Source organism: Bradyrhizobium sp. 186 (genome assembly GCF_023101685.1).
Classification (GTDB): Bacteria; Pseudomonadota; Alphaproteobacteria; order Rhizobiales; family Xanthobacteraceae; genus Bradyrhizobium.
Map to the genome: position 1 here is coordinate 5,979,977 of NZ_CP082164.1, position 23,114 is coordinate 6,003,090.

The 23,114-nt window shown below is 62.0% G+C and carries 20 protein-coding genes and 1 tRNA gene; 6 read left to right on the top strand and 15 right to left on the bottom strand.

The annotated features are described in order from the left end of the window. Positions 1-154: 154 nt before the first annotated feature. The 4 genes from acpS to rpoZ form a co-directional block, all read right to left on the bottom strand. Positions 155-574, bottom strand: a complete 420-nt coding sequence (acpS, locus tag IVB18_RS28790) for a holo-ACP synthase (protein WP_247983775.1) — start codon at positions 572-574, stop codon at positions 155-157. Then, positions 571-1,323 carry a pyridoxine 5'-phosphate synthase gene (locus IVB18_RS28795; protein WP_247983776.1) on the bottom strand — a complete coding sequence of 251 codons (753 nt, stop codon included), beginning with the start codon at positions 1,321-1,323 and terminating at the stop codon, positions 571-573. Before IVB18_RS28795 ends, acpS begins: the two co-directional genes overlap by 4 nt. A gap of 45 nt (positions 1,324-1,368) precedes the next feature. Next, complete coding sequence (locus IVB18_RS28800) at positions 1,369-3,654, bottom strand: bifunctional (p)ppGpp synthetase/guanosine-3',5'-bis(diphosphate) 3'-pyrophosphohydrolase (protein WP_247983777.1); 2,286 nt, start codon at positions 3,652-3,654, stop codon at positions 1,369-1,371. A gap of 210 nt (positions 3,655-3,864) precedes the next feature. Continuing rightward, a complete protein-coding gene (gene rpoZ / locus IVB18_RS28805; protein ID WP_008133017.1) occupies positions 3,865-4,257 on the bottom strand; it encodes a DNA-directed RNA polymerase subunit omega in 393 nt (130 codons plus the stop codon). A gap of 343 nt (positions 4,258-4,600) precedes the next feature. Between rpoZ and IVB18_RS28810 the strand changes: the two genes are divergently transcribed. Together IVB18_RS28810 and IVB18_RS28815 are read left to right on the top strand one after the other, a co-directional pair. Next, the gene (locus IVB18_RS28810; protein ID WP_045008001.1) at positions 4,601-5,245 is read left to right on the top strand and encodes an NYN domain-containing protein; all 645 of its coding nucleotides are present in this window, start codon (positions 4,601-4,603) and stop codon (positions 5,243-5,245) included. Continuing rightward, positions 5,226-5,900: a uracil-DNA glycosylase gene (locus IVB18_RS28815; RefSeq protein ID WP_247983778.1), complete on the top strand. Its 675-nt coding sequence runs from the start codon at positions 5,226-5,228 to the stop codon at positions 5,898-5,900. Before IVB18_RS28810 ends, IVB18_RS28815 begins: the two co-directional genes overlap by 20 nt. On the opposite strand, the gene IVB18_RS28820 is transcribed toward IVB18_RS28815, so the two are convergent. Genes IVB18_RS28820 through dapA form a run of 4 tightly spaced genes read right to left on the bottom strand, consistent with a single transcriptional unit; the run spans position 5,897 to position 8,377 of the window. Then, complete coding sequence (locus IVB18_RS28820; protein ID WP_247983779.1) at positions 5,897-6,478, bottom strand: peroxiredoxin; 582 nt, start codon at positions 6,476-6,478, stop codon at positions 5,897-5,899. The two genes, IVB18_RS28815 and IVB18_RS28820, sit on opposite strands and share 4 nt — an antisense overlap. 4 nt (positions 6,479-6,482) lie before the next feature. Next, positions 6,483-6,956: an SsrA-binding protein SmpB gene (gene smpB, locus IVB18_RS28825; protein ID WP_247983780.1), complete on the bottom strand. Its 474-nt coding sequence runs from the start codon at positions 6,954-6,956 to the stop codon at positions 6,483-6,485. Positions 6,957-7,015: 59 nt separating this feature from the next. Further along, a complete protein-coding gene (gene mscL / locus IVB18_RS28830) occupies positions 7,016-7,432 on the bottom strand; it encodes a large conductance mechanosensitive channel protein MscL (RefSeq protein WP_247991759.1) in 417 nt (138 codons plus the stop codon). Positions 7,433-7,486: 54 nt separating this feature from the next. Further along, on the bottom strand, positions 7,487-8,377 hold the full coding sequence (gene dapA, locus IVB18_RS28835) for a 4-hydroxy-tetrahydrodipicolinate synthase (protein WP_247983781.1): 891 nt from the start codon (positions 8,375-8,377) through the stop codon (positions 7,487-7,489). A gap of 272 nt (positions 8,378-8,649) precedes the next feature. Between dapA and IVB18_RS28840 the strand changes: the two genes are divergently transcribed. Both IVB18_RS28840 and IVB18_RS28845 read left to right on the top strand, forming a co-directional pair. Next, positions 8,650-10,815: a transglycosylase SLT domain-containing protein gene (locus IVB18_RS28840; protein WP_346732678.1), complete on the top strand. Its 2,166-nt coding sequence runs from the start codon at positions 8,650-8,652 to the stop codon at positions 10,813-10,815. Positions 10,816-11,033: 218 nt separating this feature from the next. Continuing rightward, positions 11,034-11,843, top strand: a complete 810-nt coding sequence (locus IVB18_RS28845; RefSeq protein ID WP_247983782.1) for a YkgJ family cysteine cluster protein — start codon at positions 11,034-11,036, stop codon at positions 11,841-11,843. A 285-nt stretch (positions 11,844-12,128) separates the two neighbouring features. Here the strand turns inward: IVB18_RS28845 and IVB18_RS28850 are convergent, their stop codons facing one another. Beyond that, entirely contained in the window at positions 12,129-13,700 is a 1,572-nt protein-coding gene (locus tag IVB18_RS28850) for a porin (protein WP_247983783.1), read from the bottom strand. Positions 13,701-13,921: 221 nt separating this feature from the next. Here IVB18_RS28850 and IVB18_RS28855 point away from each other — a divergent pair, with 221 nt between their 5' ends. After that, positions 13,922-15,535, top strand: a complete 1,614-nt coding sequence (locus IVB18_RS28855) for a tyrosine-type recombinase/integrase (protein ID WP_247983784.1) — start codon at positions 13,922-13,924, stop codon at positions 15,533-15,535. 203 nt (positions 15,536-15,738) lie between these two features. Here the strand turns inward: IVB18_RS28855 and IVB18_RS28860 are convergent, their stop codons facing one another. Together IVB18_RS28860 and IVB18_RS28865 are read right to left on the bottom strand one after the other, a co-directional pair. Further along, on the bottom strand, positions 15,739-17,148 hold the full coding sequence (locus IVB18_RS28860) for a primase-helicase family protein (protein WP_247983785.1): 1,410 nt from the start codon (positions 17,146-17,148) through the stop codon (positions 15,739-15,741). Between the two features lie 342 nt (positions 17,149-17,490). Continuing rightward, positions 17,491-18,282, bottom strand: a complete 792-nt coding sequence (locus IVB18_RS28865) for a tyrosine-type recombinase/integrase (RefSeq protein ID WP_247983786.1) — start codon at positions 18,280-18,282, stop codon at positions 17,491-17,493. Between the two features lie 541 nt (positions 18,283-18,823). On the opposite strand from IVB18_RS28865, the gene IVB18_RS28870 reads away from it, so the two are divergent. Next, positions 18,824-19,303, top strand: coding sequence for a MarR family transcriptional regulator (locus IVB18_RS28870; RefSeq protein ID WP_247983787.1), 480 nt, complete (start codon positions 18,824-18,826; stop codon positions 19,301-19,303). A 437-nt stretch (positions 19,304-19,740) separates the two neighbouring features. Here the strand turns inward: IVB18_RS28870 and IVB18_RS28875 are convergent, their stop codons facing one another. The 4 genes from IVB18_RS28875 to IVB18_RS28890 form a co-directional block, all read right to left on the bottom strand. Then, a complete protein-coding gene (locus tag IVB18_RS28875; RefSeq protein ID WP_247983788.1) occupies positions 19,741-21,318 on the bottom strand; it encodes a porin in 1,578 nt (525 codons plus the stop codon). A gap of 553 nt (positions 21,319-21,871) precedes the next feature. Beyond that, positions 21,872-21,965, bottom strand: a tRNA-Ser gene (locus tag IVB18_RS28880). A gap of 66 nt (positions 21,966-22,031) precedes the next feature. Beyond that, a complete protein-coding gene (locus IVB18_RS28885; RefSeq protein ID WP_247983789.1) occupies positions 22,032-22,355 on the bottom strand; it encodes a hypothetical protein in 324 nt (107 codons plus the stop codon). Between the two features lie 73 nt (positions 22,356-22,428). Next, positions 22,429-22,695, bottom strand: a complete 267-nt coding sequence (locus IVB18_RS28890; protein WP_247983790.1) for a hypothetical protein — start codon at positions 22,693-22,695, stop codon at positions 22,429-22,431. Positions 22,696-23,114: the final 419 nt, after the last annotated feature.

Here is a 23,114-nt window from a genome sequence, read left to right on the forward strand (position 1 = left end):
GAGGGCCAATTCCGGCGTAAAGCCGAATTCGCCCAGCCTGATTTGCGTTCGCGGACTTTTAGACGGTTGTCGGGGGCCACGCAATCAAGGATCGCATCAAAACTGTATAAGATATTGATTTATAACATGAATTATAAAAATTACCCGCATCCCCTCAGGGTTTCGTCGCGGGGACGGCTGAAATGATGACAAAGGCCTGCGCCAACGGCCAGTCGTCGGTGATCGAAAGGTCGATCTGTGCCTCGAACCCCTCCGGCGTCAGGGCCTGGAGCCGGGCCAAAGCGCCGCCGGTCAGCCGCATGGTCGGCCGCCCACTCGGCAGGTTGACCACCCCCATGTCGCGCCACCAGACGCCGCTCCGGATACCGGTGCCAAGCGCCTTGGAGCAGGCCTCCTTGGCAGCGAAGCGCTTGGCATAGGTTGCGACCACCATCTTCTCGTTCTTGGCGCGGCGCTCCGCCTTGGCCCGCTCGGCTACTGTGAAGATGCGGTCGAGGAAACGTTCGCCGTGGCGCTCGATCACCTTGGCGACACGGGTAATGTCGATCAGGTCGGAGCCGATGCCGATGATCATGCGCGGATCCTGCCGCGGTCCATCGCCGCGCGCATGCTGCGAACCGTCTCGGCAAGGCCGACGAACAGGGCTTCCCCGATCATGTAGTAACCGATGTTGAGCTCCATGATCTCGGGCAGCACCGCAATTTGCTCCGCCGTCGCATCGTCCAGCCCATGCCCGGCATGAACCTCAAGCCCCGCGGCCTTCGCGAGCTTGGCCCCCGCCCCGATCCGCTGCCATTCGGCCTCGGCCTTCTCAGTGTGGCCGTCGACCACGGCGTCACACCAGGCGCCGGTGTGGATCTCGATCACGGGCGCGCGCAGCCGCGCCGCCGTCTCGATCTGCGCGGGATCGGCGGCGATGAACAGCGACACCCGGATGCCGGCGTCGTTCAGCCGTGCAATATAGGGCGCGAGCGCGTTGTGCTGGCCAACCACGTCGAGGCCGCCTTCGGTCGTCACCTCCTGGCGGCGCTCGGGCACAAGGCACACCGCATGCGGCCTGGTGGCGAGCGAGATGCGCATCATGTCCTCGGTCGCCGCCATCTCGAAATTGAGCGGCTTGGAGATCTCCGCCTTCAGCCGTGCCATGTCATCGTCGCGGATGTGCCGGCGGTCCTCGCGCAGATGCGCCGTGATGCCGTCGGCACCAGCTTCGATCGCAAGCAGCGCCGCACGCACCGGATCGGGATTACGTCCGCCACGTGCGTTACGCAGGGTCGCGACATGATCGACATTGACGCCGAGGCGAAGTGGAAGAGCGGGCATTTTAGGACTCACGAAATCGGGGAGACAGACGACTACGAAAGACGTCTATCCATTAACACGTTCGACGCGGGCAACGACTGCCTTCGCACGCAACTGCGCCAGGATCGCGCTCAGATGCTTCAGATCGTAGACTTCGAGATCGATCGTCGTCTCGGTGAAATCGGGCGAGCGGCGCTGCATGCTGATGTTGTCGATGTTACCGTCGTGCTCGGCGATCACGGTCGCAATCTGCGCCAGCGCGCCGGGCTCGTTGACGTTCTCGACCCTGATGCGGGCCGGGAAGCGCTGTGGCATGGAGTCTTCGATGTCCCAGCGCACGTCGAGCCAGCGCTCCGGCTCCTCCTCGAAATCCTTCAGGGCCGGCGACTGGATCGGATAGATGGTGATCCCCTCGCCCGGCGTGACGATGCCGACGATGCGGTCGCCGGGCACGGCGCCGCCGTTCGGCGCGAACTTGACCGGGAGGTCCGAATTGATGCCGCGGATCGGGATGGCTGGGCTGCGCGGCGGCTCGGATACCACCTTCTCCTTGAGCTTGGCCGCGAGCCCCTTCTTGATCCCGTAGCGCGCGACGCGCTCCTCCTTGTAATCGGGATACATCGCGCGGGCGACGTCGGAGGCCTTGATCTCGCCGCGGCCGACCGCCGCCATGACGTCCTCGATCGAGGCGCGCGCGAGCCGCGGCAACGCGCCCTTGAGCTTGTCGTCGGCGTATTCGATCTTGGCCCGCTCGAACAGGCGCTCGACGATGCGCCGGCCGAGACCGGCATATTGATCGCGCACGGCGGTGCGCGTGGCGCGGCGGATCGCGGCGCGCGCCTTGCCGGTGACCGCGAGCGATTCCCAGGCCGAAGGCGGCGCCGATTGCGCTTCCGAGGTCAGGACCTCGACCTCGTCGCCGTTCTGGAGCTCCGAGGACAGCGGCGCGAACTTGCCGTTGATCTTGCAGCCCACCGCGCTGTTGCCGACGTCGGTATGCACGGCATAGGCGAAGTCGATCACGTTGGCATGGCGCGGCAGCGCGATCAGCTTGCCCTTCGGGGTGAAGCAGAACACCTGGTCGTGGAACAGCTCGAGCTTGGTATGCTCGAGGAATTCCTCTGGGTTGGCGCTCTCCGAGAGGATGCCGATGGTGTGGCGCAGCCACGCGAACGCATTGGACTCGCGCTTGAGGAATTCGTTCGGCGAACCCACGTCTTCCTTGTAGAAGACGTGCGCGGCGATGCCGCGCTCGGCGATCTGGTCCATCGCCTCGGTGCGGATCTGGAGCTCGACGCGCTGGTTGCCGGGGCCGATCACGGTGGTGTGGATCGAGCGGTAGTCGTTCTGCTTCGGCGTCGAGATGTAGTCCTTGAAACGGCCGGGCACGACCGGCCAGGTGGTGTGGACGATGCCGAGCGCGCGATAGCAGGCCTCGACGTCGTTCACGACGACACGAAAACCAAAGATGTCGGACAATTGCTCGAAGCCGACCGACTTGCGCTCCATCTTGGTCCAGATCGAAAACGGCTTCTTGCGGCGGCCATAGACCCGTGCGCCGAGACCGCGGTGGCGCAGATTGTTGGAGAGCTGCGCCTCGATCTCGCCGATCAGGTTGCGGTTGCGCTCGGCGAGCGCGTCGAGCCTCTGCATCACCACCGAATAGGCCTCGGGATCGAGGGTGCGGAAGGACAAATCCTCCAGCTCCTCGCGCATTTCCTGCATGCCCATGCGGCCGGAGAGCGGCGCATAGATGTCGAGCGTCTCCTCGGCGATTCGCCGGCGCGATTCCGGCGGCACGAAATCCAGCGTGCGCATGTTGTGCAGGCGGTCGGCGAGCTTCACCAGGAGAACGCGGACGTCGTCAGCAATGGCCAGCAACAGTTTGCGCAGGTTCTCGGCCTGCTTGGCCTCCCGCGACACCAGCTCCAGCCGCTTCAGCTTGGTCAGGCCCTCGACCAAAGCGCGGATCTCGGGCCCGAAGATCTGGTCGATCTCGGCCCCCGTCGCCTCGGTGTCCTCGATCGTATCATGAAGCAGTGCGGCCACGATGGTCGCATCGTCGAGCTTGAGGTCGGTGAGAATCGCCGCCACCTCGAGGGGGTGCGAAAAATACGGGTCGCCGGAGGCGCGAGTCTGCGAGCCGTGCGCCTTCATGGCGTAGACATAGGCCCGGTTCAGAAGGTCTTCGTTGGTGTTGGGATTATAGGACCTGACGCGCTCGACGAGGTCATATTGACGCATCATGCGCGCGCGCGGCTTCGCCGGGCGCGCCACCGGCGCAGTCGGGGCCACGGCAACCGATTCGGTTGCGGCCTGCATCTGCGTTGGTCTGCGACGCCGATACACCATTCCGTCCTGCCTTCAAACGGACCATCAGACAGCCCGTTGTATACATCTTAGCCCCGATCGCGCGCGCGTTCGATCAATTCAGTGACTGTGCGCGCGCCGCCATTCGACGACGCTATGGTAACCACGAAAACGCCAACAAAAGCAAAGGCCCGAACACGGGTTCGGGCCTTTGATAAGATCACAAGAAGTCGACGACTGCGACGGGACGATTTACTCGTCCTCCTCGGGCTGCTCCTCCGGCGGCGCGAGGCCTTCGAGGCCCTTCAGGAGCTCCTCTTCGGTCATGCGTTCAACGGCAACTTCGGTATCGTCGGCATCGACGCTCGCGCCGGCGGAACCGATCAGCGGCACCGTATCGGGTTCGGGCTCGTCGACCTCGACGAACTTCTGGAGCGAGTGCACCAGCTCCTCGCGGAGGTCCTCCGGCGAAATGGTCGTGTCAGCAATTTCGCGCAAAGACACAACAGGGTTCTTGTCGTTATCGCGGTCAACCGTTAGTTGTGAACCGGACGAAATCATGCGGGCACGGTGGGCGGCCAGCAGGACCAGGTCAAACCGGTTGTCGACCTTGTCGATACAATCTTCTACGGTGACGCGAGCCATGGACTGTCGCTCCGTTGTGGGTGGGACGAAATATGTGGATGATGCGGGCTAGTTATAGGGGCCGGGGCGGTTTCGCAAGGCCAATTTGTGATTTGGCCTCGCCAAACGGCTCTGCTACCCCCACATTGGGGCTTAGATGGGTGGATTTCCCCGGGCTGCCAGCGAGGGCGGCGCCGGTGTATGCAAGAACGCCATAACTATACCTTGATTACTACACCTTGATTGCCCCGACTTCTCCGGCTTTGCGGTTTCGACGGGTTTCGGCAGCAATCTGAACTGCGCGGCTTACTGCTGCCGCGCCAACAATAAACGATCAATCACGAACACTACGCGAGCAAACTGAATGTCCCCTTCCTCTACCGACAAGATCGCGCTCTTCATCGATGGAGCCAATCTCTACGCGACGGCGAAAACTCTCGGCTTCGACATCGATTACAAGCGCCTGCTGAAGGAATTTCAGAGCCGCGGAACGTTGTTGCGGGCGTTCTACTACACCGCCATCATCGAGGATCAGGAATACTCCTCGATCCGCCCGCTGATCGACTGGCTGGACTACAACGGCTACACCGTGGTCACCAAGGCGACCAAGGAATTCATCGACGCCTCCGGCCGCCGCAAGGTCAAGGGCAACATGGACATCGAGCTTGCCGTCGATGCCATGGAACTCGCCGAGCACATCGACCAGATGGTGCTGTTCTCGGGTGACGGCGACTTCCGCTCGCTGGTCGAGGCCGTCCAGCGCCGCGGCGTGCGGGTCACCGTGATCTCCACGATCGCGAGCCAGCCTCCGATGATCGCCGACGAGCTGCGCCGCCAGGCCGATGTCTTCACCGACCTCGTCGAGCTGCAATCCAAGCTCGGCCGCGATCCGTCCGAACGCCCCGCCCCGCGCGATCGCGGCGAGCGCGAGGCGCGCCACCACGCCCCGCAGTTCCTCCAGCGCGCGACCACGATGGCGCCGAGGGGCGATGACGACTTCGAGGAGTGAGGCGGCCCGGTCGAGCCGCCAGGCCCCCATCCTCGTACCTGACCGTGACTGTCCATTCTGCCCGCGCCTGGTCGCCTTTCGCGAGGCGAACCGCGCGCGCGAGCCGTCATGGCACAATGCGCCGGTTGCCCCCTTTGGCGACATCAAGGCGCGCCTTTTGATCGTCGGCCTTGCGCCGGGAATGCAGGGCGCCAACCGCACCGGCCGGCCGTTCACCGGCGACTTTGCCGGCGACCTGCTCTACGCGACGCTGCTCGAATACGGCTTCGCCAAGGGCACCTATCAGGCGCGTCCCGACGATGGCCTGAAGCTGGTGGACTGCCGGATCGCCAATGCGGTGCACTGCGTGCCGCCGCAGAACAAGCCGCTGCCGGCGGAGATCAACACCTGCCGCCAGTTTCTCGAAGCGAATCTCGAGACCATGCCCAATCTGCGCGCCATCGTTGCGCTCGGGCGGATTGCGCACGACACCGTGCTCAAGTCGCTGAAACTGAAGGCCTCGCAAGCCCCTTTCGGCCACGGCGCGGTGCATCAGGCCGGCGCGTTCAGGCTCTACGACAGCTATCACTGCTCCCGTTACAACACGAACACGCGCGTGCTGACGCCGGAGATGTTCCGGTCGGTGTTTGCCAAGGTGAAGGCCGGCCTCGACTAGCCTTTGGCAGGATTTGCCTTCAGCCAATCCAGCACATCGCCGGCGTTCCGGTCGGGCGGGAACACCGGGTAGAACACCTGCGTGATCCGCGCGGCGTCGATGATCAGCGCAAGCCGCTTGATCAACGTCAGTCCTGCGACCTCCATGGTCGGCAGCTTGAGGGCGCGCGCGAGCGCCAGCTTCTCGTCCGAAAGCACGGGGAATGGCAGATGCAGTCGCGACGCCATTTCGGTCTGATATTCGTTGCTCTGGGTGGAGAGACCGAACACGTGCGAGGCGCCCGCCGCCTTGAGCTCGGCGAACAGGTCGCGAAACGCGCAGGTCTGCGGCGTGCAACCGCGTGCGCCCGGAATCATGTCCCAATCGTCGACCAGCGAAATCTTGCCGGGCTCGCCGGTGCGGGGATAGGCGAACACGATGGTGCGCCCGGACAGCGCCGACAGCGTCACTGACGTATCGTCGGTCGCAAGAAGGCTGATCGCAGGCAGCGGCATGCCCTTCAGATGCGCGGCGCCGCCGTCATCAGCGGGCGCGGGAATCTGGCTCCAGTCGACCTCGAGGAGGTTTCTCTGATTCATCCCGTTATCCCCTCGCCCGCAGCAGGCGGCCCTTCTCCCGGCTCCAATCCCGCTTCTTCTCGGTCTCGCGCTTATCGTGCAATTTCTTGCCCTTTGCCACCGCCAGTTGCAGCTTGGCCCGACCGCGCTCGTTGAAGTAGAGCTTGAGCGGGATCAGCGTCATGCCCTCGCGGTCCACGGCGCCCATCAGCTTGTTGATCTGCTTGCGGTGCAGGAGCAATTTTCGCGGCCGTTTGGGCTCGTGGTTGAAGCGGTTGCCCTGGAGGTATTCGGGAATGGTGGCGTTGATCAGCCAGATCTCGCCGTCCTTCGAGTCGGCGTAAGATTCGGCGATCGTGCTCTTGCCGTTGCGGATCGACTTGACCTCGGTGCCGGTCAGCGCAATGCCGGCCTCGACCGTATCCTCGATCGCATAGTTGAAGCGGGCCTTGCGATTTTCCGCCATGACCTTGATAGGACGTTCGTTCTTTTCGGCCATGGCTCAGGTACCGGATCGAGATGCGCGTCAACGCTAACAGTTTGGATGAAGTGCGCGCGTCAAGACTTCTTGAGGAGATCGCGGATCTCGGTCAGCAGCTCGACTTCGGCTGACGGCTTCGGCGGCGCCGTGGGTGCCGCCTCTTCCTTGCGCTTCAGCGTGTTTATAGCGCGGATGACCAGGAACAGCACGAAGGCAATGATGATGAAGTTGATCGCTAGCGTGAGGAAGCTGCCCCAAGCAAGTACCGCACCTTGCTTTTTCGCGTCAGCCAAGTTGGTGGCCACGACTTTGCTCGACAAGGGGGTGAAGTAGTTCGAGAAGTCGAGCCCGCCGGTGGCGGCGCCGATGATCGGCATGATCACGTCGCCGACCAGCGAATTGACGATGGCGCCGAAGGCCGCGCCGATGATGACGCCGACCGCGAGGTCGACGACGTTGCCCTTCATGGCGAACTCGCGGAACTCCCTGAGCATCCGCCTGCCCTTTTCGTCGACTGCACTCACGACAAGCTCCCGGGTAGCAGTGCGTCAGTTGATCAGGCCGGCGTGCACCATGGCGCTACGCACCGCAACGCGCGTCGGCTCGGAGACCGGCACCATCGGCAGCCGCAGCGTCTCGTCCATCTTGCCGAGCAGCGACAACGCATACTTGATCGGCGCCGGATTGCTCTCGATGAAGAGGTTGTTGTGCAGCGGCATCAGCTTGTCGTGCAGCTTCAACGCGGTCGCATGATCGCCCTTCTGCCAGGCGATGTGGAACTCCGAGCACAGCCGCGGCGCGACGTTCGACGTCACCGAGATGCAGCCATGGCCGCCATGCGCCATGTAGCCGAGGATGGTCGCATCCTCGCCCGAGAGCTGATTGAAATCCTCGCCCATCGCCGCGCGCTGCTGCGACACGCGCACCATGCTGGCGGTAGCGTCCTTGACGCCGGCGATGTTCTTCAGCTCCCACAGCCGATTCATGGTGTCGACCGACATGTCGATCACCGAGCGCGGCGGGATGTTGTAGATGATGATCGGAATTCCAATCGCATCGTTGATCGCCTTGAAGTGCTGGTAGAGCCCTTCCTGGGTCGGCTTGTTGTAGTAGGGCGTCACCACCAGCACGGCGTTCGCACCCGCCTTCTCGGCGTGCTGGGCCAGCTCGACCGCTTCCTTGGTCGAGTTGGAGCCGGCGCCGGCGATCACGGGCACGCGGCCCTTGGCCTCACCGATGCACCACTCGACAACCTTCTTGTGCTCGTCATGGCTGAGCGTCGGGCTTTCGCCGGTGGTGCCGACCGGGACCAGGCCGTTGGTACCCTCGGAAATCTGCCAGTTGACCAGCGAGCGGAACGCGGCTTCGTCCAGCGAGCCGTTCTTGAACGGCGTGACCAAGGCGGTGAACGATCCCCGGAATTTCGTCTTGGCTGCCATGGAATTCCTCCGTACGCGGCGGGCTTTTAGAGCAAGCCCCCTTCATATCGGGTCTATACTGCCCGTAAAAGGGCTGCTGCCGACTGACGCACCGTTTAGGCCGCGATTTTGCCGCGGTGATGGTGCAAAGCGGGCGACAGTAAGCGGCTGTTGGTATTTTGTCCGCATATTCAATCAAATACAGCTAGGTCTTGAGCCATTTGACTGATTCGGGGCGACGTAACGCCGTGACCTCTCCTGCCCGTGCCGGATTGATATCCGCAGGCCTTGCCATGGGTCTGACGGCGGCGATTGCGCTGGCTCCGGCCACGGCCTGGGCTGCGCCCAAGGTTCCGCTGCCGAAGCCGCGGCCAATCGCCCGCAATCTGGTTCCCAAGGGCCAGCCTGTTCCCGCCAAGCCGGCAGACGCACCGGGCGCCACGGCTGCGATCAAGCCGACCGCTCCCGTCGCGGCCCCCGTCCTTGCCCCGGCAACCCGTCAGCACGCGACGCCACGCAAGCCCGTGCTGCCCGCCGCGGTCGCTGCGACCTCGTCGACCTCGCAAGCCGACAAGGACACGCTGGAGAACGTCATCGAGCTCGTGCGCAAGCGCAAATCGGGCGACGCCACCAACGCAGCAGCCACCATCTCGGACCCGGTCGCGCGAAAACTCGCGGAATGGATCATCCTGCGCAGCGAGGACAATGGCGCGACCGTGGAACGCTACCGCGCCTTCCTCTCCGCCAATCCGAGCTGGCCGTCACAGACCTTCCTGCGCCGCCGCCTCGAGGCCGCGATGTGGGACGACAGGCGCGACGACTCGGTCGCGTGGTCGTGGTTCGAGAACGAATCCCCGATCTCGGCCAAGGGCCGCTTCACGCTTGCCAAGGCGATGCTGGCGCGCGGCGACCGCGGCAATGCCGAGCGGCTGGTGCGCGAGGCCTGGCGCAGCGATCCGATGTCGGAGGATACCGAGAACAACGCGCTCGACCAGTTCGGCGCCCTGCTGACGCCGGGCGATCAGAAGGCGCGGATGGACACCCTGCTCTATGGCAGCGAAAACGAGGCGGCGCTGCGCGCGGCCAAGCGCCTCGGCGCCGGCTATGTCGCACTCGCCAAGGCCCGCATCGCCTCCCTCAAGAAGGCGCCGAACACGCGTGCGCTGCTCGAGGCCGTGCCGCGCGAACTGCACAATGATCCCGGCTTCATCTTCAGCAAGATCCAGCTGCTGCGCCGCGAGGAGAAGTTTGCCGAGGCCGCACAGCTCATGCTGTCGGCGCCGAAGGATCCGAACCGGCTCTACAATCTCGATGAATGGTGGATCGAGCGGCGCCTGCTGGCGCGCAAGATGATCGACACCGAGGAATTCCGCAGCGCCTATCTGATCGCGCGTGATGCCGCACTGCCCTCGCGCGACATCTACAAGACCGAGCAGGAATTCACGGCGGGTTGGATCGCGCTACGCTTCCTCAACGATCCAGCAGCGGCCACCCAGCATTTCGCCCGCATCGGCGTCGGCAGCGTCAACCCGACCACGCTGGCGCGCGCCGGCTATTGGCAGGGCCGCGCCGCGGAAGCCGCGGGCCGCCAGCAAGAGGCGCGCAACGCCTACGCCCGCGCCGCCGAGCAATCGACCAGCTATTACGGACAGCTCGCACGCGCCAAGCTCGGCCTGCCGCAGATCGAGCTCAACAGCCAGCCGCGCGGCCGCGGCGCCGAACGTCTCGAGATCGTGCGCGCCGCGCAACTGCTGTACGAGCTCGACGAGCGCGAGATGGCGGTGCCTGTTCTCGCCGACATGGGCGAGAACGGCGATCCCGAAGCCCTCACCGGTCTCGGCGAGCTCACCCAGCGCTACAGCGACGCGCGCGGCATGCTGCTGGTCGGCAAGGCCGCGCTCAATCGCGGGCTGCCGTTCGACTTCTATGCCTATCCCGTCAACGGCATTCCGCAGTTCACCCCGATCGGCCCCGAGGTCGAGCGCAGCATCGTCTACGCCATCGCGCGGCAGGAAAGCGCGTTCAACCCCTCGGTGGTCTCGCCGGCGCAGGCCTATGGGCTGATGCAGGTGACGCCGGACGCGGCGCGCTATGTCTGCAAGCGGCACGGCGGGACCTACGATCTGTCACGGCTGAAGAACGATTCGGCCTATAACGCCACGCTCGGCTCGGCCGAGCTCGGCGGGCTGCTCGAGGATTATCGCGGCTCCTACATCATGACGTTTGCCGCATACAATGCCGGCCGCGGCAGCGTGAAGAAGTGGGTCGACCGCTACGGCGACCCGCGCGACGCGAAGGTCGATGCGGTCGACTGGGTCGAGCTGATTCCGTTCTCGGAGACGCGCAACTACGTGCAGCGGATCATGGAGAATCTTCAGGTCTACCGCGCCCGCTTCGGCGGCGGCACGCGATTGCAGATCGAGGCCGACCTGCGCCGCGGCGCCGGCAGCGTGGAGTAGCTGCGTGCCCCTAACGACTCGCTTGCGGCGATCCGATGACAAAGCGTCCGCGCGAGGGGATGACGCGATCAGCTCCCGGCGTTTGAGGCCATGGCCATCAACATCCGGCCGAAGTGCTCGCAACCGCACGGTCGAGACCGTGGACCAGAAGCTGAACGAGAAGATCGTGCAGGGCGCATCGGGCGCGAAGTAATAAGAGAAGAAAAAGAACAACAAAAATGGATCAGGCAATGTTGAGCGTCGCCCGTGCGGTAGAGGCAGGCGCGACGACGATGAAGGGCGTGATCGACGCCACCGGACTATCCCGTCTCAAAATCGAACGTGCCTTGAATGCGCTGGAGAAGCAGAAGCTCCTGGTTCGAGACGGCCAGGGGTTTAGGCCGACCAGTCTGCCGAAGGCAGCACGGCAATGCGGATCGTGCAACGCCTGCTGCGATATCCTCGAGGTGGCCGCCGTGGACAAGCCGGTGAACCAGCTGTGCAGGCATTGGCAGACGGGCACGGGATGCACCATCTACGACCGCCGTCCGCAGATGTGCCGGTCCTTCGTCTGCGCCTGGCTGCAAGGTCATCTCGACGACGACTGGTTTCCCGCGAAATCGGGCATCATCGTGCATTTCAGTCAGGACGCGGTCAACGTTACCGTCGATGACCATTGCCCCGATCGCTGGCGCGAGGAGCCCTATTTCTGCAAGCTCGCCGAATGGTCGCTGAACGGCATCAGGAGAATCGGAAACCGCGGTTACGCGACCCTCGTCGTGTCCGGCGTCGACAAGTTTCTGCTGCTCGGACGGACCATCGTTCCCGAACCGACGCTGTTCGGAACAGCGTTCCTGCCGCTTACGGCCGACACCTTCCGGTTCTGGAACGCGAAGTCGCAGGAGCATTTGCAGCGGCTGCACGAGCGCATCGCCGAGATCGAGCGGATCAGGCAGGAATTCGGCTCCTGCGCGATCCCGGATGAGGCCGACGACGATCCCCATCCGCCTTACCGGCCCGCTCTTCTCCGCTTATCGAACCACGCCTGAACTCCGCGGCGGGCAACGCCGCGTGATTCGCCGCGTGCCGCTCGACGCGCCCGGCGGGGTTGAAAAGTTCGCGAATGATGTAAATCGCGACTACTTCATCGGAGGCGTCTCAAACCCACTCAATGCCCGCTCAGCACCAGCGTCTTTACCGGTAGCACCAATGCCTGGATACGCAGCAGCATGGACGCCCGGCAGACGGAAGCCTGGCAACTTCCTTATCGAAAAGCAAAACCCCCAGCGGTTTCCCGCCGGGGGCGCCTTGGAGGTCAGGTCGTTAGACCAGACTTACCAGTTGCGCTGAGCGCGGAGGAGCAGGGTAATGGTGTCCTGATCCTTCAGCTCGTAGAGCGCGGTCGGCTTGGCGGTCACACCGGAGGGGGTAACGCCAACCGTACCAGAGTACTTCTGGTCGAGGTGAGTCCAGGCGAGGTCAGCCGAAAACGTCAGGTTCTTGACCGGAGTCCAGCGGGTGATGATACCCGCCTGGCCGATGGCGAAGTCAGGGTTACAACCCGTAACTCCCGCCAGGCCGCCAAACACGCCGCCGGCACCGCCAGCACCGCACAGAGCGGTCTTGGCCAGCGAACCGAACTGCGCCTGAGCGTAAGCGCCGTAGATCGCCGTGTTCCAGTAGGGATCCCAGTTGTGGGTGTAAGCGCCACGGAAGCCCCAGGTCTTGACGGTTTCCTGCGAGCTGCCGGTCACGAACACGGTGTCCGGGGCATTGGCAAAGCCAATGCTCTGGTAGGCCGTACCCGAGCTGCCGAACATCGAGTAGCTGCTGCCCGCGAGGTTCTGGAAGTTATAGCGGGTCGCGCCATCCGTGTAGACGCCCTGGATGTTGATCACGTCACCCGCACCGGTCGGGATGTTCTTGATCGACAGAGCGAGCTGAACCGCCCAACCCCACTTGTCGTCGGGGTGGCCAGTCGGCTCGGTCGCGCCGTAGTAGGCAACGTGGTTGTCATGCGCAGCCACCGACGCCTGGAAGAGACCCCAAGCCTGGTCGACACGCACCATACCAACGAGGTTCGGCGAACGCGAACCGCCGATGGCGTTGGAGCCATACGCACCACCAATCATGCCAGCCGCAGACGCGCCGGTCATGTTGAGGTTGCCAGCCTGATAGTAGGCCGTCGCATCTTCCGCCGAGAACGCAGCCGTCACGCCCTGGCCGAAGTCAGCGGTGTAGGAGAACTGGTTCACACCAGTGACCGTGCCGCTGCCGCCGACGAGACCGTCGTAGTTGTTGCCGGGATAGTTGGTCCAGGGCGCGTCGAACTGCGACACGGCCTTACCCATCGTGAAGCCAGCGAACTGGATGAAGGCGTAGTACACGCCGAGCGAACCGCCCGAGGTGGCGCCGTCCGTGCCGTTGATCGAAGAACCAACGAGCGCCGGGACCGCACCCGAGGTGTTGAGGGCCAGCGTGCTGCTGTAGGCGGTCGTGCCGGTCGCGCTGCCAGTGCCGGCGTAGTTACCGGTCGTCCAGGAGAAGACGCCATCGAAGAACGTGCGGACCACGCCGTACTCGGTCGCGGTGCGCGTGTCGATGTTGAGGTCTTCACGAGCGCGCATCGTGTAGTAGTTCGTCAGACGGTTGCGGGAACCGTTGTTCGTGGTGAACTGACCATTGTAGTCCGAGTTGGTGTTCAGCGCGACTTCAGCGCGCAGATAACCACCCAGCTTGATGCAGGTGTCAGTGCCCGGGATGTAGTAGAATCCGGCACCGTACAGGGAGCAGATCTTCACGTATTCGACCGCTTTGGCCTTCACGGGGAGATCGGCTGCCTGCGCTCCGCCCACGGCGATAAGACCCGCCGCTGAGCCGAGCAAAAGGCTCTTAACCAACTTCATGTTAAACCTCCAAGTTGCTCTTCAGGGAAGGTCACTGACCGGACGGCCAATTCCCCAACCCCTTTAAATCACCGCTTGAGCCACTTCGCGTCTTCGGACACACCCGCTGAACGCGAGGGACTTAAGCGATCCGAATTTTCGGTGACCCGACGTAAGAAAAATCAGTAAGTTACTGATTGCCAACGCTATTTGGATGCCTGTAACTACAAGGCACCGTACAAATGGCTGTGTTGATGGCTGGACTGAAGCGAACTTCCACAGGGGTTTACGTGGCCCGAAAGGTGATCCCAGAGGACATCCGACCGGCGTACGGGGCCAAGTACGGCAAAGCCTGGGAAGAGAAGTTCCACCTGGATGCCGGGGTGTCAGAGCATGAGGCCCGCGCGCGCTTCGGCGAATGGTTGGCGGATATCGAAACCCGCATCGGAGGCCTACGGGCGGCGAAGAAGAACGGCCCACAGCCGCTTACCCGCCAGAGCGCCTACGCCTTAGCGGGACGATGGTATTCTTGGTTTCTCGCCAGGAATGAGCACGACCTTCGCACCCCAGCCCACTGGAAGACCCTAAGTGACACCTTGGTATGGGACGTAATCCGGCCGCATGCCCCTGAGGAATACGAACAGCGTCCGAAGGACGATCCCGAGTGGGATTGGAAGTTAAGCGCGGAGGTCCGGGAAGAGGTGCGTCCTGCCATCGCAATCGAAGCTCAGACCGGAGCGTTCCTCATTGAACAGGGTCTAAACCTAAGCACCGATGCGACGAACCTCTTCGTGGACGCTGTTAGCGACAATCTGCTGCCGGCGTTCCAGCGACTGGAGGCGCTCGCGCGTGGTGACTACTCGCCAGACACTCACCCCCAGGTATTCCCTCAGTTCGAGCAACAGGTCAGTGCCCAGCCGCCAGTGAAGGCGCTGGAGCTTTTCGGCGCTTGGGCAAAGGCTGTGCAGCCTGCGGAAGGTACGGTCTATCGTTGGGAAACGGTTTTTAAAGAAGCTGATCGCCATTTTTCTGATGTCAGGAATATAAGTTACGATCAGGCCAAGGTGTGGATGACCGGCTTGGTCAACGAAGAGCGCTCGGCCAACACGGTAGCGACCGCGTGGCGCACTGCCCTCAAAACGGTCTTCTCATGGGGTGTCCTAGAGAAGATTGTCGATAGCAATCCGTTTCCCCAGGTACGCATCAATGTCCCGCGCAAGAACGTCGAGCGCGAGACGAAGGCGTTTGACGCAGCAGAGGTCAAGACAATCTTGTCAGCCGCATCGAGATGCGATGACACGAAGTCGTTCACTGAACGCGCCTGTCGATGGGTGCCTTGGATCTGTGCTTACACGGGGGCTCGCGCGGGAGAAATTACTCAGCTTCGTGCCGGCGACATTCAAGAGCGAGGCGGTCTTTACTTCGCGAGGCTGACACCGTCCGCAGGGAAAATTAAAACGCGAAAGGCCCGCACCGTTCCACTTCACGAACACTTAGTAGCCCAAGGTTTCCTGACCTTCGTTGCGCGGGCTAAAGGGCAGGCTCTATTCTACACAGCCGTTCGCCCAGCAAAGGCAAAGTCTGACGAGCGTCCTCGGCAGAGCCCTGCTGAGCGTATGAGGTCCCAAGTAGGCACCTGGGTGCGTTCGCTCGGGATTGCTGATCCAGAGGTCAGCCCGAACCACGCATGGCGCCATACGTTCAAAGCGATGGCAGCACGTGTTGGGATTGATGAGCGATACAGCGATGCCATTACCGGTCACGTGCCTCCAACAACCGGCAGGAAATACACCACCCCTACCCCCGAGGACCTCGCGGAAGCGCTGAAGAAGTTCCCAAGATACAAGCTGGATTGACAGTGATTGCCGCGAAGCACCCCGGCCTCGAACTCTCGCACGTCCGCTGGACGCCCGACCCCCATGGGCTTACGAGGGGCCAAAAGGGACCATGGTGGGACCGGGTAGGTATTCCGACCACGGCCCGCAGAATACCTCGGAAAATGTAGTAGGTGTGCGTGTGGACCGGGTAGGCCGGGGTGGTTCTGAAACTCTTACTGACATCAGAATTTTGTGTCTTCGCCGTCCCCGTCGTCCTCCCTCGCCGGGAGCACGTACATGCGTACCTTTCGGTCCCCCACCGTTTTGCGAACCTGTGTGGCCCCCGCGAGCCGCAAGGCCGCGCCCACCTCCTTCGTATTCTTCGCCTGCGCACCATAGCCGTCTTTCGACGACTGCCTCGCAAGGGCGTCAAATGAGAACTCGGCTCCAAGCTCGCTACGGAAGTGGCCGCTGACCACGGCGTCGATGATGTAGGTGTGAAGCGGATGCTCGCTCTCCGCGATGATCTGCCGCTTGGCCTCGGTCATCGGGGGGCGCCGGAACGGGTTGAAGCCGGATAGGTCACGTCTCTTGAGGAACCGATAGATGGCGTTCATGGCTTCCGGCGCCTCGATGTAGCTGTACAGGCGGTCGTAGTAGGCGTCCTCGCGCGGCTGTGCGTTGCTGTTGAACACGAAGTAACGCCTGTCGCCCTCCTCGATGTTCAGGGGCGCGCTGTGGTTCGAAAACATGAGAAACCGGGCGTAGTTCTCGATTTCAATCTGAGGGCCGTACTTGATGTTGGCGCTGACGGTCGGCTCGGTGATCAGAGGTTTGAGCTTGTTGGCCAAATCCCAGTTTCCCGCCTCGTAGACTTCATCGACCTGCACCACGAGTTTGCCAATGAGCCAGCCGTCAAAGGAACTCTTGAGGTCCTTGGTCTGAGCAACGCGACTGTTTTGATCACCCACCAAGCGGCGCACTACGGTCCCCAAGGTGGACTTGCCGATGCCTTTGGCTTCGCTGGTGATCAGCAGCGCGTGCCCTATGCGCTCATGGGGACGCTGCACGAGATGAGCGAGGAAGTCCAAGACGTGCTCAATCGCGGGCGTGTCGTTATCGAGGAGATACGCGAGATGCTCAAGGAATACCGCAGGCTCCTCGGTGTGCCCCTCGTCATTCCACGGTGGAGGTTTCCATAAGTTGAGCACGCGGCAACCGTCGCCGTCGTGTGTTATCTCGGGCGCACCGGGCAGAAACTCGACGCGTTCGGCGATGACAAAGACGCCGTCATACGGGTCATCCTCGTGATACTCAGGTTCGTAGTACTGCGACAGAACCTTCTCGAAGGACGGAAACCAGACCTTCTTTCGCCCTGCGCTGTCGTAGTAGCGAAACCCGTACTCTGCCTTCGCTATGCGCATGAAGACGTAGTCCTGGAGCGGCGCCATCTTGAGCGGATTGCGACGAAGCACCATGCCGCCATGCTGAGCCGTCCAAGCGTATTTCTCGCAGACCTTTTTCATGGCCTGCTCGCATCGCTCTTCGAACTCGGGTGTGCCCGCTCGGGGCAAATCGTCTTGGACTTGGGTCTCGGTGGGCTGATCGGTAGATTGCATTTTCAGAGAGCTGTGCGTGCTGCCGTTTGCCACGGCGCATCCTTCTTATGTGTATCCGTGTGGAACTCGCACGCCGCAGGCAAAGCCGCCAGTGTGCGCGCGCGATCCCCAGATAGTCAGCTCATCGTAACAACGCAAACCACAATCGCTCGGAACTCGAAATTCCTTCAAGGCAGTTCCGGCTGCCGTATGGTCATAAACTGTCCCAATCGGACATTAAATTTGATGGAAATCGGTCTCGGCAGGGCCGCGGAAACCACGGACCCGGTGGCCAGCATCAATCGATCGGAGTTCGAATTTGTTGGGGCGGGTTCCGCTTCCTACCCAGTCATTAACTTATCCAATCGGACATAAACAATTATGGCGGGGCTGTGATCAGTCCCGCCAGAAATTGCGGAAGCGCGTGGGTGACAGTTCGGTGTATCGCACCGTGTGCTGGATGTTCTTGTGGCCGAGGTAGGCCTGAAGGGCGCGGGTGTCGTGTCCCTTGGAGGCCAGTGCGAACCCGCAGGCATGCCGCAGCATGTGCGGATGGGCCTTGAACCCGAAGGCTGCCTGCACGCCCGCCCGCTCGACCATGCGCGCGAAGCCTGCTGTGGTGAACGGCGCCCCACGTTCCGAAGTGAACACAAAGGGCGACTTGGGTTGCTGCTCGCGCTGTAGCCGCCGCAGCCGCCGCAGTTCGTCCCCAAGGATCGGGTGCGTGCTGGGGCTGCCCTGCTTGACCCTACGGACGTGCAGGGTGGCTGTCGTGAAGTCGACTTGATCCCAGCGAAGGTCGGCCAGTTCGGATGCCCGCAGGCCGTGACGGTAAGCCACAAGGATCATGGTGCCGTCGCGGTGGCCCCAACGGTTTCCCTTGGTGGCCTCGATCAGCCGCTCAACCTCAGCCTCGGTCAGGTACTCGCGGGTGCGCAGGTCGGCATTTGGAGGCCGCTTGGGCGTAACTGTTCGTTTTTCGGTGTCGGGGGTGATCAAGCGGAGGTGCGATTTGGCCAATGTTTTCACCAGAATGAGAAGAACGACTGTTCGTAGAATGGCCGAACTACGAACAGTTTGCAAGGGATCTTCGGCTGCTTCCTGCCTCTCGAAGTATCCTTTTGCCGGGTCCCCTTTCTTGAGGTGGGCCCCTTTTTCACGAGGCCGGGGGGGCAATTTCAAAAACATTGCCTAAAGGCCGCAGCCGCCGCCCGGCTTGAGGAAGCCGTGTGTCCGTCCAGCGCTTCCCACTCACAGATGCCCAGTCGCATCGGTCGACCTTGTCTCGATCAGGTCCACACCCTGAGACGACGGCGTGTCGCAACATGAAATTCGATCCTATCGAGACAATCTTTGTGTCTCACGCGCGTGTCTCGCGAGGGTAGACCTAAGTAAGACGACGCCCTTAAGCCAGCAACGTTTGGCGGAATGGTCTCACGCTGTGCGGCTTGGCGTGAGCGCCGCTCTGAGGACGCCAATTCCAGGGCAGGAGTTGTGAATGCGATTGGCAGGTGACAGGTGGGCCAGGACCGCGAGACAAGCCTGCGGATCAATGTCGTTGAGCGTTGCAGTCGGCTTAGGGAGGGAGCCTATCCCGTCCAATAATACCGTCCCTCATTCGGCATACGGCGCGTACGGAATGATTGAATTAATTGTTAGTATCAAGGACTGCTTTTTGCTGCAATGCGACGTCCGGCAGCATCGTTCAGCAACGAAACCAGGAACCAAAATGATCGAGAAGAAACTCGACAGGGCGATTACGGACTTCGTTTGGAATGTCGTCGAAATCCACTCTCAGCTGGAGGACATCCACAACAGTTGGGCCGAGCTGCTGGGCATTACCGAGCCACAGTGGTTGATCTTGATGGCAATCACTGAACTGGACGGGGGACGAGGCGTCGCCGGCATCGACATTGCGAACAAGTTGCGCGTTCACCCGGCCTTCGTGACCAATCAGACCAAGTCCCTCGAAAAGGGCGGCTTTCTAACGCGGCAACCGGCAGCAGACGACGCGCGCTATGTCCTGATGTCGCTTACGGCAAAGGCGACAAGGGAAATCGAAAAACTGTCCAAGAGAAAGCTCGCCTTGAATTCGACGATGTTCAACGATCTGGACGAGCAGACCTTGGCAGCTCTGAACGTTGCGCTTGCAACTATTGCCAAGAACGCTCGACTGGCTGCACGATTGCTGGCTATCGACGTCTCGTGACAGCTGATGCTTGAGACGCCTCTGGCGACAATTGAGTTATCGCAGAGATGCGACTTTTCGTATCCTCAGTCAGCCAGAGGCGAGTTGCTTTCGGGTCGCGGGCAGTAGCCAACCGCAGAAGACCTCGCACCTTTAGAAGCCTTGACTGCGCGGTCACGTAGGAAACGCTGACGTTAAGCCGCTTTGCGATCATGTCGGCGCGAAGGCCAGCATTTTGATCCGCCTCTGAAAGCGCCGCCAAAATCATCCACTCTGGGCCGGCAGTCCCAAAAGTCTCGCTCCACGCCTTTATCAGCTCGTCTGAGCGGCCGAGGAATTGATCCCTTTCGTCCACGGGCACCTCTATTGGAGGCCGGAGGTTTGGATAGCCTCTCAACCGTAAAGACCCCCGGCAGTTTCCCGCCGGGGGCCTTGGAGGTCAGGTCGTTAGACCAGACTTACCAGTTGCGCTGAGCGCGGAGGAGCAGGGTAAAGGTGTCCTGATCCTTGAGCTCGTAGGTTGCAACCGGCTTAGCGGTCGTCCCGGACGGGGCAAGAGTGCTAACGATACCAGAATACTTCTGGTCAACGCGGGTCCAGGCAAAGTCAGCCGAGAACGTCAGGTTCTTGACCGGGGTCCAGCGGGTGATGATACCCGCCTGTTCGATGGCGAAGTCCGGATTACATCCCGTCACACCGGCCACGACACCGACAGCAAACGTGCCGCCAGCACCGCACAGAGCGGTCTTGGCCAGCGAACCGAACTGCGCCTGAGCGTAGGCGCCGTAGATCGCCGTGTTCCAGTAGGGATCCCAGTTATGGGTGTAAGCGCCACGGAAGCCCCAGGTCTTGACGGTTTCTTGCGAAGAACCGCCACCCAGCGAAGTGTACACCGTGTCCGGAGCATTGGCAAAGCCCACGCTGCCGTAGGCGACGTTCGAACCACCGAACATCGAGTAGCTGCTGCCCGCGAGGTTCTGGAAGTTGTAGCGGGTCGCGCCATCCGTGTAGACGCCCTGGATGTTGATCACGTCACCCGCACCGGTCGGGATGTTCTTGATCGACAGAGCGAGCTGAACCGCCCAACCCCACTTGTCGTCGGGATGGCCAGTCGGCTCGGTCGCGCCGTAGTAGGCAACGTGGTTGTCATGCGCAGCCACCGACGCCTGGAAGAGACCCCAAGCCTGGTCGACACGCACCATACCAACGAGGTTCGGCGAGCGCGAACCGCCGATGGCGTTGGCGCCGTAGGAACCACCGAGGATGCCAGCTGCAGTCGCACCCGCCAGGTTCAGGTTGCCAGCCTGGTAGTAGGCTGTCGCATCTTCCGCCGAGAACGCCGCCGTCACGCCCTGGCCGAAGTCAGCGGTGTAGGAGAACTGGGCCACACCAGTGACCGTGCCGCTGCCGCCGACGAGACCGTCGTAGTTGTTGCCGGGATAGTTGGTCCAGGGCGCGTCGAACTGCGACACGGCCTTACCCATCGTGAAGCCGGCGAACTGGATGAAGGCGTAGTACACGCCGAGCGAACCGCCCGAGGTGGCGCCGTCGGTGCCGTTGACCGCCGAACCAACGAGTGCCGGGGTCGCACCCGAGGTGTTGAGGGCCAGCGTGCTGCTGTAGGCGGTCGTACCGAACGCGCTGCCGGTGCCGGCATAGTTGCCGGTCGTCCAGGAGAACACGCCGTCGAAAAACGTGCGGACGACGCCATACTCGGTCGCGGTGCGCGTGTCGATGTTGAGGTCTTCACGAGCGCGCATCGTGTAGTAGTTGGACAGACGGTTGCGCGAACCGTTGTTCGAGGTGAACTGACCATTGTAGTCCGAGTTGGTGTTCAGCGCGACCTCAGCGCGCAGATAACCACCCAGCTTGATGCAAGTGTCAGTGCCAGGGATGTAGTAGAAACCCGCACCGTAGAGCGAACAAATTTTCACGTATTCGACCGCTTTGGCCTTTACGGGAAGATCAGCCGCTTGTGCTCCCCCCACGGCGAGCAGTGCTGCCGCGGAGCCGAGCAAAAGGCCCTTGAACTTCATGTTAAACCTCCAAGTTGAAGCCCCGTACAATTCCTCGTACAAAGCCGATTGAGCTACCCGCGAAAAGACGTTGGAAATCAACGCATCCTCGTAACGATGGTCTACTTAAGCGAAAGACCTAAACGGGACGACCTCGGGATGCCCCCCTCCGTCGCTCAGTCACAATTACTGAACGTCCTTGCACACACAACAAGAGAACGCTCCGAAACGGGCATATGAAGCGCGTTTTCCAAGAGGTGTTGCACAAATAACACGTAGATGTGATCAAACCGACCTTGCAACTTATTGTTTTTACTTATGTTTTTGAGAAGGTTCCATTTGCCGCCAAATTTCCCCACCTAGGGCGACGCAAGCGAGCTGAGGCCTTGTTGCGGTTCAGGCGCGCTCGAATCGTAGAATCGGACAGGGACTCAAGAGGACGCGCAAAAGCCTCTCGACGTAGCGACAGGCACGCCATCCGCCAAACAGCAGGCAAGGTCCGCGGCGGAAACGCTAACAGCGGAGACTCTATATGGATAGCAGGGGATATTGAGATCGGGGCCGGCAGCTCGGCTGGCGGAGACGGAGGGATTCGAACCCTCGATAGGCCTTTACAAGCCTATAACGGTTTAGCAAACCGCCGCCTTCAGCCACTCGGCCACGTCTCCAATATGCCGGGTATGCCCGACACGGCGGCGAGCCGCAAGCGGCAGAATTGAGGTCGGCGCGTTCTTTCACCTGAAAGCCGCCATCGGCCGGCCACGCAAGCCTCGCGGCAGCATCCGCGGTGCAGCCTGATTCGCGTTCTCCTTATATGGTGTGTCCGCATCTAGCGGCAGGAGCGCCAGACTCGCCAATGCGAGGGCGAAATCGGCACCGGCTCGCCGGTCCAGACATTGAACCATATGGCGGACTTGGAACCACAGGCCGGACTTGCGCCGGCATGGAAAGGTCCAGGGCACAATGCCGGTCTTTTGCGGCCGCCCGAGTTCCAGATCGCATTCATCGGGCGCGATCTGAATCGGGAGCCATTGGCCATTCTTGTCGGGGTCGCTCATGCCGCGCAGGTCTAGGCGGCGGCACGACGCATGGTCTTGATTCAGCGCAACCGGGCTCGGCGCGATTCTCGGCTCAGTGCGTGGAAACCCACGCCCTCGCCTCGCGCTGCGCGGCCGATATCTCGGCGTCCGACATCTGTCCGGCGACTTCCTGGCGCAACGTGACGGCGTCCTTGCGGCCCTTCAGCGCGGCAAGGTTGAACCATTTGTGTGCGGCGACGAGATCGACGAGGCCGGAACGGCCGCTCGCCCAATAGATCCCGCGCTCGAACAGCACGTCCGACAGCGCGCCCGCGTCGATCGGCGTCGCCGTCTCCAGATCGAATGTACCCTGAAACATAACGCATCCCCTTTTTCTTCTGCCGGCTTGTTCGCCCGAGCGCGGCTCCCGTCCAACTCTGATTTGGCATGATCCTTCCCGGAAAACCGGAAGCCACTTTTCCGGGATCATGCGCTGTTCAACTCATCCCCATGCCGTTTGCCGGCTTGTTGGAGGCGATGATGGCGGGCAAATTTGAATGGCAGTTTAAGCATCGCGATGAAGGGACCGTAAACGCGGAAGCCCGACGCGCGCGAACGGAATGCAAGAAGTCCGCAATTGACGGCCACTTCTGCGATTCGTCAGATTCGGTTTACCCTGCGATTTTTGGACAACGATAACCATCGCGCGCGGTGGCGGGCGCTGTCGCGTACACTCCGCCACGCCTTATCTTCACCCGCGAAGGCGGGTGACCCAGTATTCCAGAGACGGCAGTCATC

Coding starts and splice junctions, on each gene's coding strand:
- acpS (WP_247983775.1), bottom strand. CDS start 574: ATGATCATCGGCATCGGCTCCGACCTGATCGACATTACCCGTGTCGCC.
- IVB18_RS28795 (WP_247983776.1), bottom strand. CDS start 1,323: ATGCCCGCTCTTCCACTTCGCCTCGGCGTCAATGTCGATCATGTCGCG.
- IVB18_RS28800 (WP_247983777.1), bottom strand. CDS start 3,654: ATGGTGTATCGGCGTCGCAGACCAACGCAGATGCAGGCCGCAACCGAA.
- rpoZ (WP_008133017.1), bottom strand. CDS start 4,257: ATGGCTCGCGTCACCGTAGAAGATTGTATCGACAAGGTCGACAACCGG.
- IVB18_RS28810 (WP_045008001.1), top strand. CDS start 4,601: ATGTCCCCTTCCTCTACCGACAAGATCGCGCTCTTCATCGATGGAGCC.
- IVB18_RS28815 (WP_247983778.1), top strand. CDS start 5,226: ATGACGACTTCGAGGAGTGAGGCGGCCCGGTCGAGCCGCCAGGCCCCC.
- IVB18_RS28820 (WP_247983779.1), bottom strand. CDS start 6,478: ATGAATCAGAGAAACCTCCTCGAGGTCGACTGGAGCCAGATTCCCGCG.
- smpB (WP_247983780.1), bottom strand. CDS start 6,956: ATGGCCGAAAAGAACGAACGTCCTATCAAGGTCATGGCGGAAAATCGC.
- mscL (WP_247991759.1), bottom strand. CDS start 7,432: ATGCTCAGGGAGTTCCGCGAGTTCGCCATGAAGGGCAACGTCGTCGAC.
- dapA (WP_247983781.1), bottom strand. CDS start 8,377: ATGGCAGCCAAGACGAAATTCCGGGGATCGTTCACCGCCTTGGTCACG.
- IVB18_RS28840 (WP_346732678.1), top strand. CDS start 8,650: ATGGGTCTGACGGCGGCGATTGCGCTGGCTCCGGCCACGGCCTGGGCT.
- IVB18_RS28845 (WP_247983782.1), top strand. CDS start 11,034: ATGGATCAGGCAATGTTGAGCGTCGCCCGTGCGGTAGAGGCAGGCGCG.
- IVB18_RS28850 (WP_247983783.1), bottom strand. CDS start 13,700: ATGAAGTTGGTTAAGAGCCTTTTGCTCGGCTCAGCGGCGGGTCTTATC.
- IVB18_RS28855 (WP_247983784.1), top strand. CDS start 13,922: ATGGCTGTGTTGATGGCTGGACTGAAGCGAACTTCCACAGGGGTTTAC.
- IVB18_RS28865 (WP_247983786.1), bottom strand. CDS start 18,282: ATGTTTTTGAAATTGCCCCCCCGGCCTCGTGAAAAAGGGGCCCACCTC.
- IVB18_RS28870 (WP_247983787.1), top strand. CDS start 18,824: ATGATCGAGAAGAAACTCGACAGGGCGATTACGGACTTCGTTTGGAAT.
- IVB18_RS28875 (WP_247983788.1), bottom strand. CDS start 21,318: ATGAAGTTCAAGGGCCTTTTGCTCGGCTCCGCGGCAGCACTGCTCGCC.
- IVB18_RS28885 (WP_247983789.1), bottom strand. CDS start 22,355: ATGAGCGACCCCGACAAGAATGGCCAATGGCTCCCGATTCAGATCGCG.
- IVB18_RS28890 (WP_247983790.1), bottom strand. CDS start 22,695: ATGTTTCAGGGTACATTCGATCTGGAGACGGCGACGCCGATCGACGCG.